17 protein-coding genes are annotated in these 12,322 nt (G+C 61.1%); 16 read left to right on the forward strand and 1 reads right to left on the reverse strand.

Annotated features, from left to right (window positions below; genetic code table 11):
• The 16 genes from rplR to O1W68_RS09265 all read left to right on the forward strand — a co-directional run bounded on the left by rplR (window position 1) and on the right by O1W68_RS09265 (window position 10,492).
• Window positions 1–417 (forward strand): 50S ribosomal protein L18, encoded by a 417-nt coding sequence (gene rplR, locus O1W68_RS09190; RefSeq protein ID WP_088943008.1) that lies wholly within the window; start codon window positions 1–3, stop codon window positions 415–417.
• A gap of 34 nt (window positions 418–451) precedes the next feature.
• A complete protein-coding gene (rpsE, locus tag O1W68_RS09195; protein ID WP_269302965.1) occupies window positions 452–1,123 on the forward strand; it encodes a 30S ribosomal protein S5 in 672 nt (223 codons plus the stop codon).
• On the forward strand, window positions 1,123–1,302 hold the full coding sequence (rpmD, locus tag O1W68_RS09200) for a 50S ribosomal protein L30 (protein WP_084348471.1): 180 nt from the start codon (window positions 1,123–1,125) through the stop codon (window positions 1,300–1,302). The genes rpsE and rpmD overlap by 1 nt, the downstream gene beginning before the upstream one ends.
• 2 nt (window positions 1,303–1,304) lie before the next feature.
• Window positions 1,305–1,748 (forward strand): 50S ribosomal protein L15, encoded by a 444-nt coding sequence (rplO, locus tag O1W68_RS09205; protein ID WP_269302968.1) that lies wholly within the window; start codon window positions 1,305–1,307, stop codon window positions 1,746–1,748.
• A 295-nt stretch (window positions 1,749–2,043) separates the two neighbouring features.
• On the forward strand, window positions 2,044–3,366 hold the full coding sequence (gene secY / locus O1W68_RS09210) for a preprotein translocase subunit SecY (RefSeq protein WP_186627185.1): 1,323 nt from the start codon (window positions 2,044–2,046) through the stop codon (window positions 3,364–3,366).
• Window positions 3,363–3,917 (forward strand): adenylate kinase, encoded by a 555-nt coding sequence (locus O1W68_RS09215; RefSeq protein ID WP_186627021.1) that lies wholly within the window; start codon window positions 3,363–3,365, stop codon window positions 3,915–3,917. Before secY ends, O1W68_RS09215 begins: the two co-directional genes overlap by 4 nt.
• Window positions 3,917–4,711 (forward strand): type I methionyl aminopeptidase, encoded by a 795-nt coding sequence (map, locus tag O1W68_RS09220; RefSeq protein WP_269302971.1) that lies wholly within the window; start codon window positions 3,917–3,919, stop codon window positions 4,709–4,711. The genes O1W68_RS09215 and map overlap by 1 nt, the downstream gene beginning before the upstream one ends.
• 415 nt (window positions 4,712–5,126) lie before the next feature.
• Complete coding sequence (infA, locus tag O1W68_RS09225; RefSeq protein WP_005140011.1) at window positions 5,127–5,348, forward strand: translation initiation factor IF-1; 222 nt, start codon at window positions 5,127–5,129, stop codon at window positions 5,346–5,348.
• Between the two features lie 107 nt (window positions 5,349–5,455).
• On the forward strand, window positions 5,456–5,569 hold the full coding sequence (rpmJ, locus tag O1W68_RS09230) for a 50S ribosomal protein L36 (protein WP_136172438.1): 114 nt from the start codon (window positions 5,456–5,458) through the stop codon (window positions 5,567–5,569).
• Window positions 5,570–5,784: 215 nt separating this feature from the next.
• A complete protein-coding gene (gene rpsM / locus O1W68_RS09235; protein ID WP_269302974.1) occupies window positions 5,785–6,159 on the forward strand; it encodes a 30S ribosomal protein S13 in 375 nt (124 codons plus the stop codon).
• Window positions 6,159–6,572 (forward strand): 30S ribosomal protein S11, encoded by a 414-nt coding sequence (gene rpsK / locus O1W68_RS09240; protein WP_084348465.1) that lies wholly within the window; start codon window positions 6,159–6,161, stop codon window positions 6,570–6,572. The genes rpsM and rpsK overlap by 1 nt, the downstream gene beginning before the upstream one ends.
• Before the next feature lie 21 nt (window positions 6,573–6,593).
• A complete protein-coding gene (gene rpsD / locus O1W68_RS09245) occupies window positions 6,594–7,199 on the forward strand; it encodes a 30S ribosomal protein S4 (RefSeq protein ID WP_084348464.1) in 606 nt (201 codons plus the stop codon).
• A 97-nt stretch (window positions 7,200–7,296) separates the two neighbouring features.
• Complete coding sequence (locus O1W68_RS09250) at window positions 7,297–8,361, forward strand: DNA-directed RNA polymerase subunit alpha (protein ID WP_084348463.1); 1,065 nt, start codon at window positions 7,297–7,299, stop codon at window positions 8,359–8,361.
• Between the two features lie 34 nt (window positions 8,362–8,395).
• Window positions 8,396–8,986, forward strand: coding sequence for a 50S ribosomal protein L17 (gene rplQ / locus O1W68_RS09255; protein WP_269302977.1), 591 nt, complete (start codon window positions 8,396–8,398; stop codon window positions 8,984–8,986).
• A 5-nt stretch (window positions 8,987–8,991) separates the two neighbouring features.
• Window positions 8,992–9,882, forward strand: a complete 891-nt coding sequence (gene truA, locus O1W68_RS09260) for a tRNA pseudouridine(38-40) synthase TruA (protein ID WP_269302979.1) — start codon at window positions 8,992–8,994, stop codon at window positions 9,880–9,882.
• Window positions 9,883–9,934: 52 nt separating this feature from the next.
• On the forward strand, window positions 9,935–10,492 hold the full coding sequence (locus O1W68_RS09265) for an NADPH-dependent FMN reductase (RefSeq protein WP_269303701.1): 558 nt from the start codon (window positions 9,935–9,937) through the stop codon (window positions 10,490–10,492).
• Here O1W68_RS09265 and eccE read toward each other — a convergent pair.
• Window positions 10,462–12,147: a type VII secretion protein EccE gene (eccE, locus tag O1W68_RS09270; protein WP_269302981.1), complete on the reverse strand. Its 1,686-nt coding sequence runs from the start codon at window positions 12,145–12,147 to the stop codon at window positions 10,462–10,464. The genes O1W68_RS09265 and eccE overlap by 31 nt on opposite strands.
• Between the last annotated feature and the right edge of the window lie 175 nt (window positions 12,148–12,322).

The raw sequence follows: 12,322 nt of genomic DNA on the forward strand, positions 1-12,322 counted from the left end.
ATGAGCCAGCAAACAGCAGACAAAGCGAACGTCGTGAAGCGCACTCCGCGCGGCACGGACGTGTCGACGAAGCGTCGCCTGTCGAAGGCACGCCGTCATTTCCGCCTTCGGAAGAAGATCTCCGGAACGCCCGAGCGTCCTCGCTTGGTCGTCAACCGTTCTTCGCGTCACATTCACGTCCAGCTGGTCGACGATCTTGCGGGCCGTACGCTCGCGAGCGCCTCGAGCATCGAAGCCGACGTGCGTGCACTCGATGGCGACAAGAAGGCTGTCAGCGCCAAGGTGGGCGAGCTCATCGCCAGCCGTGCGAAGGCTGCCGGAATCGACGCTGTCGTGTTCGACCGCGGTGGAAACAGCTACAGCGGCCGCATCGCGGCCCTGGCAGAAGCGGCTCGCGAAGGCGGGTTGACGTTCTGATGATGACAATGACCGAAAACGGAAGGACAGCCTGATGCCGGGACGTCAACGGCGTGACGGCGGAAGCGGCCCCGCCGGACAGAACAGTGGCCCGAACGCAGCCGGCGGTGACAACAGCCAGCGCGGTGACAACCGCGGTGGTCGTGACCGTCGTGACAACTCGCGCGGCGGAAACGCTGCCGACAAGTCGAACTTCATCGAGCGCGTGGTTGCCATCAACCGCGTCTCCAAGGTGGTCAAGGGTGGTCGTCGCTTCAGCTTCACCGCCCTCGTCATCGTCGGAGACGGCAACGGTTTGGTCGGCGTCGGCTACGGCAAGGCCAAGGAAGTTCCTGCGGCGATCCAGAAGGGTGTCGAGGAAGCTCGCAAGAGCTTCTTCCGCGTTCCGATGATCGCTGGCACCATCACGCACCCGATTCAGGGCGAAGCTGCGGCTGGTGTCGTAATGCTGCGTCCGGCCAGCCCAGGTACCGGCGTCATCGCCGGCGGTGCAGTTCGCGCCGTCCTGGAGTGCGCTGGTATTCACGACGTGTTGTCGAAGTCGCTCGGTAGCGACAACGCCATCAACGTCGTGCACGCCACCGTCGCAGCACTCAAGGGTCTGCAGCGTCCCGAGGAAGTCGCGGCTCGCCGCGGTCTGACCCTCGAAGAGGTTGCACCCGCCGGGATGCTGCGTGCACGTGCACAGGCAGGAGCGGTCAAGTAATGGCGCAGCTCAAGGTCACCCAGATCAGAAGCACCATCGGCCAGCGCGCGACACAGCGTGACACCTTGCGGACTCTCGGACTCAAAGGCATTCGCCAGACGGTGCTCCGCGAGGACAACTCGCAAAATCGCGGTCTGGTCAACAAGGTGCGCCACCTCGTAACAGTTGAGGAGGTCTAACCATGACCATCAAACTCCATCACCTGCGCCCAGCGCCCGGATCCAAGTCGACGAAGATTCGCGTCGGCCGTGGTGAAGGCGGCAAGCGCGGCAAGACCGCAGGTCGCGGTACCAAGGGAACCGGCGCGCGCAAGAATGTGCCGGCACGCTTCGAGGGTGGGCAGATGCCTCTCCAGATGCGGCTTCCGAAGCTCAAGGGCTTCACCAACCCCAACCGCGTCGTGTTCCAGGTTGTAAACCTTCGCGACATCGAGCGGCTCTTCCCCGAGGGTGGCCAGGTCAGCGTCGCTGATCTGATTGCCAAGGGCGCAGTCCGTAAGAACGAGCCCGTCAAGGTGCTCGGCGACGGCACGATATCGGTCAAGGTCGATGTCTCCGCCAATAAGTTCACGGGTTCGGCCAAGGAAAAGATCGCCGCTGCCGGCGGTTCTGTAACCGAGGTCTAGCCACATTCGACCTTGGTCGAGTGAGCGCATCGTGTGTCGATGGCCGCAGCGACAAGCCTTCACAGGCCAACGCTGCGGCCATCGCTGCCTCACCGGTATCTCTACACTGTCCGGCAGGGTGGGGCGGCGACTGACCGATAGGTCGATTGCTGCACACTGTTAGAGTTCTAGAGTTCACGGAAGTGCTTTTCCATGCAGACGATTCCTATCGTTCGCAGTCCATGGTCGAGTGTCGCCGAGGCCGGTAACGGCACCGCAGACACCGACCACCAACGCAGTCGTGCCAGGAGGATCTTTGCTTTCCGCCTTCGTGTCGGCCCTCAGGACTCCTGACCTGAGACGGAAGATCCTTTTCACCCTCGGGTTGGTTGCCCTGTATCGCTTCGGCGCTACGCTCCCATCCCCAGGCGTGGATTACGCCAACGTCAAGGCGTGTATCGATGAGGTATCAGGCGGCGATCAAGCCGGCATCTACTCGCTGATCAACCTGTTCTCCGGTGGCGCGCTGCTACAGCTGTCCGTGTTTGCAATCGGCATCATGCCGTACATCACGGCGAGCATCATCGTGCAGTTGTTGACCGTCGTCATCCCCAAGTTCGAGGAACTCCGCAAGGAGGGCCAGTCGGGCCAAGCGAAGATGACCCAGTACACGCGTTACCTGTCGATCGCCTTGGCGATCCTGCAGGCGACCGGGCTGGTGGCTCTCGCGTCCCGCGGTCAACTACTCCAGGGCTGTCAACAGGACATCATCGCCGACCAGAGCATTTTCGGTCTGATCATCATCGTCCTCGTCATGACCGCAGGTGCTGCGGTAGTGATGTGGTTCGGCGAGGTAATCACCGAGCGCGGAGTCGGAAACGGCATGTCGCTGCTGATCTTCGCAGGCATCGCCTCGCGCATCCCGTCCGAAGGCAAGTCCATCCTGGACAGCCGCGGCGGCCTTGTGTTCGGCCTGGTGTGCGTTGCCGCACTACTCATCATCGCCGGCGTTGTGTTCGTCGAGCAGGGGCAGCGTCGAATTCCGGTGCAGTACGCCAAGCGGATGGTCGGCCGAAAGATGTACGGCGGATCATCGACGTATCTTCCGTTGAAGGTCAACCAGGCTGGTGTCATCCCGGTGATCTTCGCGTCGTCGCTGCTGTACCTGCCCAACCTGATCGCGCAGCTCACCTCTGCCAGTACGGCGACGGACCCTAGTTGGTGGCAGCGAATCATCAACGAGTACCTGGTCAACCCGGCTAATCCGGTCTACATCGCCATCTACTTCGGACTCATTGTCTTCTTCACTTATTTTTACGTCGCGATCACGTTCAATCCAGAGGAACGCGCGGATGAGATGAAGAAGTTCGGTGGTTTCATCCCGGGTATTCGACCGGGTAAGCCGACCGCCGACTACCTGAACTACGTGCTCAGCCGCATCACGTTGCCGGGTGCTATCTACCTGGGCACCATTGCCGTGCTGCCCAACCTGTTCCTCGACATCGGGAGCTCGGGCGGTGCGCAAAACCTGCCGTTCGGTGGCACCGCTGTGCTGATCATGGTCAGCGTGGGTCTCGATACGGTGAAGCAGATCGAAAGTCAGCTGATGCAGCGCAACTACGAAGGGTTCCTCAAGTGAGACTTGTTCTTCTTGGTCCTCCCGGTGCCGGCAAGGGCACCCAAGCCGAGATTCTTTCCGAGAAGCTGGGTGTACCGCACATTTCGACGGGCGATCTATTTCGCGCAAACATCGGCGAGAAGACCGCCCTCGGGATCGAGGCAAAGAAGTACCTCGATGCTGGAGATCTCGTACCGAGCGAACTGACCGTCGATATGGTTCGTAGTCGCTTGGCCGAACCAGACGCCGTCAACGGCTTTCTTCTCGACGGATTCCCGCGCTCGGTAGGTCAAGCAGAGTCACTCGTCACTATCCTCGCCGATATGGGCGCAAAGCTCGATGGCGTGTTGTCGTTCATCGTCGACGAGGACGTCGTAGTTGCTCGCATGCTCTCGCGTGGGCGCGCCGACGACAAAGAGGACGTCATCCGCAACCGGCTCAAGGTCTACCGCGATGAGACTGCGCCTCTGCTCGACTACTACAAAGATCGGATCCTTACTGTCGATGCAATCGGTGAGGTCGAAGAAGTCAGCGCACGCGCGTTGAAGGCGATAGAGGATCTCGACAACTGATGGCTTTCGGTCGTAAACGCAAGGTAGTGCCGTTTCGCAGCGCGGGCGAGTTGGACGCCATGGCTGCAGCTGGGCTGATCGTCGGTTCTGCGCTGGTAGCCGTGCGTGATGCGGCCAAGCCTGGAGTGTCGACCCTCGAATTGGACAGGGTGGCCGAGGCCGTCATTCGCGACGCCGGTGCGGTCCCTTCCTTTCTGGGATACCACGGGTTCACCGGAAGCATCTGCTCGTCAGTCAATGACCGAGTCGTGCACGGAATCCCGTCGGCCGAGGACATCCTCGTTGTCGGAGATCTGATCTCGATCGACTGCGGTGCAGTTCTCGATGGTTGGCACGGGGACTCGGCGTGGACGTTCGGTATCGGAGACATCATCGAGGCAGACGCGTTGCTCAGCGAAGCGACGCGGCTGTCGATGGAAGCTGGAATTGCGGCGATGCTCCCAGGCAATCGGCTCACCGACATTTCGCATGCTATTGAAAACGGAACACGTGCGGCGGAAGAGGCTCACGGTCGCGCTTATGGAATTGTCGACGGTTACGGCGGTCACGGCATCGGTCGTGAAATGCACATGGACCCGTTCCTGGCGAACGAGGGTGCTCCGGGTAAGGGGCCTGAGCTGGTAGTGGGGTCGACCTTGGCGATCGAGCCGATGCTCACACTCGGCACCTACGAGACCGAGATCCTGTCGGATGACTGGACAGTCGTAACAACCGACGGCTCGCGAGCAGCGCACTGGGAGCACACTGTCGCGGTCACAGACGATGGTCCCCGGATCCTGACTCTGCGCCCCTGAAACGTTTCGGCTGCGGTGTCGTAGTTCTGTCGCTCGGCGTTCGCCGAGCTGATCTCAGGTGATCGGCATCTCGATTCCACAGCGTTTCGTGTGCGACATATCAACGCTCATGTGGACGAATTGCCCGTCTTTCGTTCACTCGCGGTTGACCTCATTTGGCCTGGTGAGGGTTTGCCGGTAACATTGATCGACGGTGCGCCATGCGCGCCGGTTGCTCGCATGCCTACGCAAGTTGGCGAACGGTCGACCGGCCGATACTGCCAGCTCAGACGATAGAAATTGCTGCTCGTGCAATGGATGTTGCCGGTTCTGAAGGTTGGAGTCGCCGGCTTCGGCTGGGCGGCGGCGCGAGCATCACGGTAGACGAATCACATATGCAATCAACCAGGTGTACAAAGCCAGGGACGCGGAGGATATGGCAAAGAAAGACGGCGCCATCGAGGTAGAGGGCAGAGTTGTCGAACCCTTGCCCAATGCGATGTTTCGCATCGAGCTCGAGAACGGCCACAAAGTACTCGCACACATCAGTGGAAAGATGCGGCAGCACTACATCCGTATTCTTCCCGAGGATCGCGTCGTAGTGGAGCTATCTCCATATGACCTCACGCGTGGGCGCATCGTTTACCGCTACAAGTAAGAGCTTCTTCGGCCAGGTCCGGTCGAAGAGAACCATGCTCGAACGTGTCGGAGCCGTTCTTTACGAACGGCCTGGTGCGCACGAGCTACACACAGGAGATCAACGACGTGAAGGTTCATCCAAGCGTCAAGAAGATCTGCGAAAAATGCAAGGTGATTCGCCGTAACGGGCGAGTCATGGTGATCTGCGACAACCTGCGTCACAAGCAGCGTCAGGGATAACCACCGAGCATTTCGCTTTCTGCTTGGCACATAGCTAGAAGATGACCTCCCAGCACCAACCGCGACACATGCGTCGCGGCATACCCCCGGCACGGAGGCCGGGGCCCCACTGAGTTTTAAGAAGACGGTTGCTTCGAGAAGGACCTGTTTTCGGCAGTACAGAGGCACAGGGGACGGACTGGGAGCAGACCTCCGGACACGAAAAGGATTGCCACATGGCACGTCTCGCAGGTGTGGATCTTCCGCGCGAAAAGCGCATGGAGATCGCACTGACATACATTTACGGCGTTGGCCGTACCCGTTCCAAGGAAATCCTGGTTGCGACAGGGGTCAGTCCCGACCTTCGCAGCAAGGACCTGTCCGATGAAGATCTGGGCAAGCTCCGCGAGTACATCGAGGAGTCCCTCAAGGTCGAGGGCGACCTGCGCCGCGAGGTTCAGGCCGACATTCGTCGCAAGATCGAAATCGGCTGCTACCAGGGCCTTCGCCACCGTCGTGGTCTGCCCGTCCGAGGACAGCGCACCAAGACCAATGCGCGCACCCGCAAGGGCCCCAAGCGCACCATTGCCGGCAAGAAGAAGGCGAAGTAATGCCCCCTAAAGCACGCGGTACAGGTCCCAAGAAGACACAGAAGACGCGTCGCAGGGACAAGAAGAACGTCCCGCACGGATCTGCTCACATCAAGAGCACGTTCAACAACACGATCGTCTCGATCACCGACCCCGCAGGCAACGTCATCTCCTGGGCGTCCTCGGGTCACGTGGGCTTCAAGGGCTCGCGTAAGTCCACGCCGTTCGCGGCCCAGCTTGCAGCCGAAAGTGCTGCTCGCAAGGCGCAAGAACACGGTGTCAAGAAGGTCGACGTGTTCGTCAAGGGTCCAGGCTCCGGCCGTGAGACCGCTATTCGTTCGCTTCAGGCCGCAGGCCTGGAAGTCGGCACCATCTCCGATGTCACCCCCCAGCCGCACAACGGTTGCCGTCCGCCGAAGCGGCGTCGGGTCTAGCGGGAAGGAAAGGTTTAGAAAATGGCACGTTATACCGGTCCTATCACCCGCAAGTCTCGTCGTCTGCGCGTTGACCTTGTTGGAGGCGACCAGGCGTTCGAGCGTCGTCCCTACCCGCCCGGCCAGCACGGCCGTGCGCGGATCAAGGAGAGCGAGTACCTGCTCCAGCTGCAGGAGAAGCAGAAGGCTCGCTTCACCTACGGCGTCATGGAGAAGCAGTTCCGTCTCTACTACAAGGAAGCCAACCGTCGCCCCGGCAAAACCGGTGAGAACTTGTTGACAATCCTGGAGACGCGTCTCGACAACGTCGTGTACCGCGCCGGTCTGGCACGCACGCGCCGTCAGGCACGCCAGCTGGTCACACACGGTCACTTCCTTGTGAACAACAAGCGAGTGGACATCCCCAGCTACCGCGTCTCGCAGTACGACATCATCGATGTCCGCGAGAAGTCCGCGCAGACACTGCCGATCCAGATCGCTCGTGAGAGCTACGGGGATCGTCCGGTGGCCGCATGGTTGCAGGTAGTTCCGAACCGTCTTCGCATCCTCGTTCACCGGGTGCCGGAGCGCGCACAGATCGATGTGCCGCTCCAGGAGCAGCTCATCGTCGAGTTCTACTCGAAGTAAGACGCACCACGCATGTGAGCTTTCGACAAGTTCACATGCGTGTGCGTCTCCATACCTGGACGTCAAATAGCGGACGTCCGTACAGGAGGAACACACAATGCTCATTTCACAGCGCCCGACGCTGACCGAAGAGGTCATCGCCGACAATCGCTCGAAATTCGTCATCGAGCCGCTCGAGCCTGGCTTCGGTTACACACTCGGCAACTCGCTCCGTCGTACCCTGCTGTCGTCGATCCCCGGCGCTGCTGTCACCAGCATCCGTATCGACGGCGTCCTCCACGAGTTCACTACTGTTCCGGGAGTAAAGGAAGACGTCACCGACATCATCCTGAACCTCAAGGGACTCGTCGTGAGCTCCGAAGAGGACGAGCCGGTCACCATGTACGTCCGCAAGCAGGGCCCAGGCGCTGTCACCGCAGGCGACATCGTTCCTCCGGCCGGCGTCACGGTGAACAATCCGGATCTGCATATCGCGACTTTGAACGACAAAGGCAAGCTGGAGATCGAGCTCGTAGTCGAGCGCGGTCGTGGCTATGTCCCTGCCGTCCAGAACAAGGCATCAGGCGCCGAGATCGGCCGTATTCCGGTCGACTCGATCTACTCGCCCGTGCTCAAGGTCACGTACAAGGTGGAGGCCACTCGCGTCGAACAGCGCACCGACTTCGATCGGCTCGTTCTCGACGTGGAGACCAAAAACTCCATCACCGCGCGGGACGCGCTCGCTTCGGCGGGCAAGACCCTGGTTGAGCTCTTCGGCCTCGCCCGTGAGCTGAACGTCGAAGCAGAAGGAATCGAGATCGGACCCTCGCCCGCCGAGGCCGATCACATTGCATCCTTCGGACTCCCAATCGAGGATCTGGACCTCACGGTCCGTTCCTACAACTGCCTCAAGCGCGAAGGTGTTCACACCGTCGGCGAGCTGGTTGGTCGTACCGAGTCCGATCTGCTGGACATTCGTAACTTCGGACAGAAGTCCATCGACGAGGTGAAGGTCAAGCTGCACTCGCTTGGTCTTTCACTCAAGGACAGCCCCGCGTCCTTCGATCCGACGACCGTGCCCGGATACGACGCCACCACGGGTACGTGGAGCGACACCGACGCCGGATCCTTCGCTGAAAGCGAAGGCGCCGAGCAGGACTACGCCGAGACAGAACAGCTGTAACCAGCTCGCTGGAGCTCTTACTAGGAGATTCAACATGCCCAAGCCCACCAAGGGCCGCCGTCTCGGCGGGTCGGCGTCGCACCAGAAGGCCATCCTGGCCAACCTCGCGACGGCACTCTTCGAGCACGGCCGCATCACCACCACCGAGTCGAAGGCCAAGCGCCTTCGTCCCCACGCCGAGAAGCTCGTGACCCATGCAAAACATGGCGATCTCGCTCATCGTCGTGAGGTCCTCAAGATCATCAACAACAAAGATGTCGTTCATAAGCTCTTCGCCGAGATCGGGCCGTTTTTCGCCGATCGCGACGGTGGCTACACGCGCATCATCAAGACAGTTCCCCGCAAGGGTGACAACTCGCCGATGGCCATCATCGAGCTCGTCAACGAGCAGACGGTGTCCAACGAAGCAGATCGCGCTCGTCGCGTGAAGGCTTCGCAGGTTGCTCCAGCTGCGGAGGCACCTGCCGCAGACAACGTCGTAGAGGCTGTCGAAGCCGATGCGACCGAGGCCGAGGTCGAGAACGCCGAAGCTGTAGTCGAAGGCATCGAGGACAACGACGCTCACGCGTCGGACGCCGCTGATGCCGAGGCCGTGTCGACTGAAACACAGGGCAAGAAGGACTAGTTCCCTTGACCTCATCGCACGACCGAAGCGGGCCCGCCATTCCTTCCGGGGATGGCGGGTCCGCTTCTTTGCGGTCGGCTGCTCGTCTTCGGCTGGACATTGCGTACGACGGTACGGATTTCTCCGGCTGGGCCCGGCAGCCCGGCATCAGGACTGTGTGCGGAGTACTGGAGGACGCATTTTCGACCGTGCTGAGGCAGCGAATCGAGCTGACGGTCGCGGGCCGTACCGACGCCGGTGTGCACGCTTTCGGGCAAGTCGCACACTTCGATGTGGTCGGAGGAATCGACGAGCCGGAGCGTTTGGTACGCCGGATGGCGAGGTTCTTACCCACCGATGTTCGGGTGAAGGCGATCTCGGTCGTGTCGGAAGATTTCGATGCGCGCTTCTCCGCGCTTCGCCGACACTACGAATATAGGTTCAGTACTGCTCGCTACGGAGTCGACCCACTCGAAGTGCGAGGTGTGGTGGGATGGGCGCGAGAGATCGACCTCGATGCGATCCGGGATGCGTCGTCGAGGTTGTTGGGCCTGCATGATTTCGCGGCCTTCTGTAAGCGTAGGGATGGCGCCACCACCGTCCGCGAGCTCCAACGATTCGACTGGGAACGCACTGGGGACCGCGTCAGCGCATACGTCAGTGCCGACGCGTTTTGCTGGTCCATGGTTCGCAGTCTCGTAGGAGCAATGCAGGCAGTGGGTGAAGGTCGTCGGACTCCGGAGTGGACAGAGGCGCTTCTGAATACGCGATCGCGGTCGAGTGAAGTGACGGTTGCGCCCGCACACGGACTGTCGCTGATGGCTGTCGATTATCCTGCCGAGGGTGAGCTCGTCGCGCGGAACCGGGCGACACGCGAAGTTCGCTCGGCAATCACCCAGCCTGGCGGGTGTTGTTAGCCGAGCGGTTCCGTTCCGGTGATACCGGCACCTCTAGACTTTCACCGTGACCATGGACCCGATCGGACTTGCCGTCGTTCTAGCCAGTGTCCGGCCGGGACGCTTCGGGCCTGTCGTTGCTGATTGGTTCTTGCGGACCGTTTCGGAGCGCAACGACGTCGTGGCTACGAAGATCGACCTGATGGATGCAGCGCTCCCCGCGGACTTGTCGCCGTCTCCTGCAGGGGAGGCGTTCGCTGCGGCGATCGGTGCGGTGGACGCGGTGGTGGTAGTTACGCCGGAGTACAACCATGGATATCCTTCTTCCCTCAAGACGGCACTCGATACCGTGAAATATCAGTGGCGGGGCAAGCCCATCGGATTCGTGTCGTACGGCGGACTCGGTGGTGGACTGCGCGCAACGGAACAACTGCGTCAGGTGGCGGCGGAGCTGCACATGGTGTCGGTCCGCGACAGTGTCGGCTTTCACCGGGTACGCGCCGCGTTCGATGAGAACGGTAATACCGACGACAGTGCTGCAGTCGATGCTGCCGGCCGGATGTTGGGCCAATTGCATTGGTGGGCAACTGCATCGAAAGTTCAATCGAGAGCGTTTCCGTATCCGGGCTGAATGAGATCGGCAGCGCTTCGCACGCTGCGGGGCCTGCCGATGAACGCGGTTTCCTGGGAAATCGTCACGAGCGTCAACTCGGTTTCGTTTCGACCGGCGCGAACCATGATGCGGTCACCTGCGGCGCCGGGTTGGATGATGGAAAGGTCGGGATCCGACATCGGTTCGCGAGGTGGACGTTCGGTCACGGTCATCACTGTGGTGCCGTCGGGTCGCGAGCGCGCGGGCACCACGACGGCCTCGGCGAAGTCCTGCACGAGTACGTCGAATCCTCCTATGGCTCGGTGTGGGCCGCCGTCGATGAGTAGCCTGTCCGGCGTCGCGATCGAGTCGACGAGTGGGCCCCAAGCGTGTGGTCGATCGGACCTGATCAGAACGTGTGCGCCGGTCGACAGTGCGCGAAATACGAGTTGCTGAGCCAAGTACAGTTCGCCTGCCACCAGTACGGTGTCGATGCCTCTTCCATGTACCCGTGCTGCAACGCCATGGCCTGCGGTGTCCGACCCGAGAAGCTGGCCGCACCCGGAGATCGGAATGTCCAGGCGCTCGACACTGTCGTAAGGAAGGTCTCGGATAGGTTCTGCATGGCCACGAGCGAAGATTGCGAGTGGGAGGGAAGCAATCAACGCTTCACGGTGGCGCCCGTTCATCGATACCGCGCCCGGTATGTCGGGTCGGGGAGTGGCCCCCCGGTTCACGAAACGGCATGCGCCACTGATGCGCACACGGTCGGCGCTCGAACCCGGGGTCAGGCGAAACGCGATCGTTGTCGACAGTGACGGAATTGCCCACAACTCGGTCAGGGCAGTGGTATCGATTGTGCGACAGTCGAACCCGAATCCGGTGTCGATCACGCCAGGAAGTGGTGCGGATCCCCAGTTCTCGGTCAGACGGTTGGCGGCGACACCCCGACACATATGGGAAGCCGTCGACTGAATCTCGCTGCGCACCAGCATCCTCGAACTGATTCCCCTCCTTTCGAGGGCGCGAGCGAGTCGTTCCGATGCGACCCACACAGCACGCGATGCCCCCAGTCGTCCGCCTCCGCGCGCGTCGATCGCAGCACGATTGTGCGAGATATTCAGCGTGACGGTGACCCAGACAGTGCGCGTCGCCACTGCTGGAAGCGGCCCGATCAACCGTTCGTAGACGTCGGTTGCCGGTGTACCCGACGCTGTTCGCATACCGTGAGAGACGATGTCGATGCTGCTCATGGAAATATCGTGCTGAGAAAGACACTCTGCCAGTACGGGGAGGTCGAGTCCGGTATCGGTGGATGCTTCCGCACGGCCGAGCCTTGTCATCGCCGCACTGGGAGGGTGTAGTTCGAGAACACACGATACGGTTCCACCTCGCCAGTGAATTCCGGCTGCTCGGCCATCGTCTTCTGAATAGTCTCGTGTAACACCGGGATTCGATATCGTGCGCGATGCGTAACGAGACGCCGTGGTAGCCCAGTCGAGGACCGGTCGCCCGGCGATCACCAGAAATGGAACTGTCGTTGCGGGTGCGGCGGCGGACACGATTACGGCAAGCGAGGCGTCGAACGCCACCGCGATCGCCACGCCGACAGCAAGGACCGACTCGAGTGCGACCAATCTGGCGATCCTGGGAATGCGCAGCGACACGAAGTACATCGAGGAACGCGCGGGCATCTGACGGTTGTCACCCGACCCAGAACTGCCATGAGAATGTGTTGGCGCAGACAAGATTTACTTTTCCTCCCCCCGAAGGTCACGTAGTCGAGCAGCGGAGCAGCTCGTCGACTCGTGTTCGAGACTGTACCGGGTCTTCCTGCGTGCTGCCCTCGTCAGGTGCCACGGGCACAGA

The sequence above is a fragment of the Rhodococcus sp. H36-A4 genome, assembly GCF_027158005.1.
In the GTDB taxonomy this organism is placed as follows: domain Bacteria; phylum Actinomycetota; class Actinomycetes; order Mycobacteriales; family Mycobacteriaceae; genus Rhodococcoides.

Excerpts from the sequence above, each read along its gene's own strand:
- rplR (WP_088943008.1), top strand. The coding sequence starts at position 1 with ATGAGCCAGCAAACAGCAGACAAAGCGAACGTCGTGAAGCGCACTCCG.
- rpsE (WP_269302965.1), top strand. The coding sequence starts at position 452 with ATGCCGGGACGTCAACGGCGTGACGGCGGAAGCGGCCCCGCCGGACAG.
- rpmD (WP_084348471.1), top strand. The coding sequence starts at position 1,123 with ATGGCGCAGCTCAAGGTCACCCAGATCAGAAGCACCATCGGCCAGCGC.
- rplO (WP_269302968.1), top strand. The coding sequence starts at position 1,305 with ATGACCATCAAACTCCATCACCTGCGCCCAGCGCCCGGATCCAAGTCG.
- map (WP_269302971.1), top strand. The coding sequence starts at position 3,917 with ATGGCTTTCGGTCGTAAACGCAAGGTAGTGCCGTTTCGCAGCGCGGGC.
- infA (WP_005140011.1), top strand. The coding sequence starts at position 5,127 with ATGGCAAAGAAAGACGGCGCCATCGAGGTAGAGGGCAGAGTTGTCGAA.
- rpsM (WP_269302974.1), top strand. The coding sequence starts at position 5,785 with ATGGCACGTCTCGCAGGTGTGGATCTTCCGCGCGAAAAGCGCATGGAG.
- rpsK (WP_084348465.1), top strand. The coding sequence starts at position 6,159 with ATGCCCCCTAAAGCACGCGGTACAGGTCCCAAGAAGACACAGAAGACG.
- rpsD (WP_084348464.1), top strand. The coding sequence starts at position 6,594 with ATGGCACGTTATACCGGTCCTATCACCCGCAAGTCTCGTCGTCTGCGC.
- O1W68_RS09250 (WP_084348463.1), top strand. The coding sequence starts at position 7,297 with ATGCTCATTTCACAGCGCCCGACGCTGACCGAAGAGGTCATCGCCGAC.
- rplQ (WP_269302977.1), top strand. The coding sequence starts at position 8,396 with ATGCCCAAGCCCACCAAGGGCCGCCGTCTCGGCGGGTCGGCGTCGCAC.
- O1W68_RS09265 (WP_269303701.1), top strand. The coding sequence starts at position 9,935 with ATGGACCCGATCGGACTTGCCGTCGTTCTAGCCAGTGTCCGGCCGGGA.
- eccE (WP_269302981.1), bottom strand. The coding sequence starts at position 12,147 with ATGCCCGCGCGTTCCTCGATGTACTTCGTGTCGCTGCGCATTCCCAGG.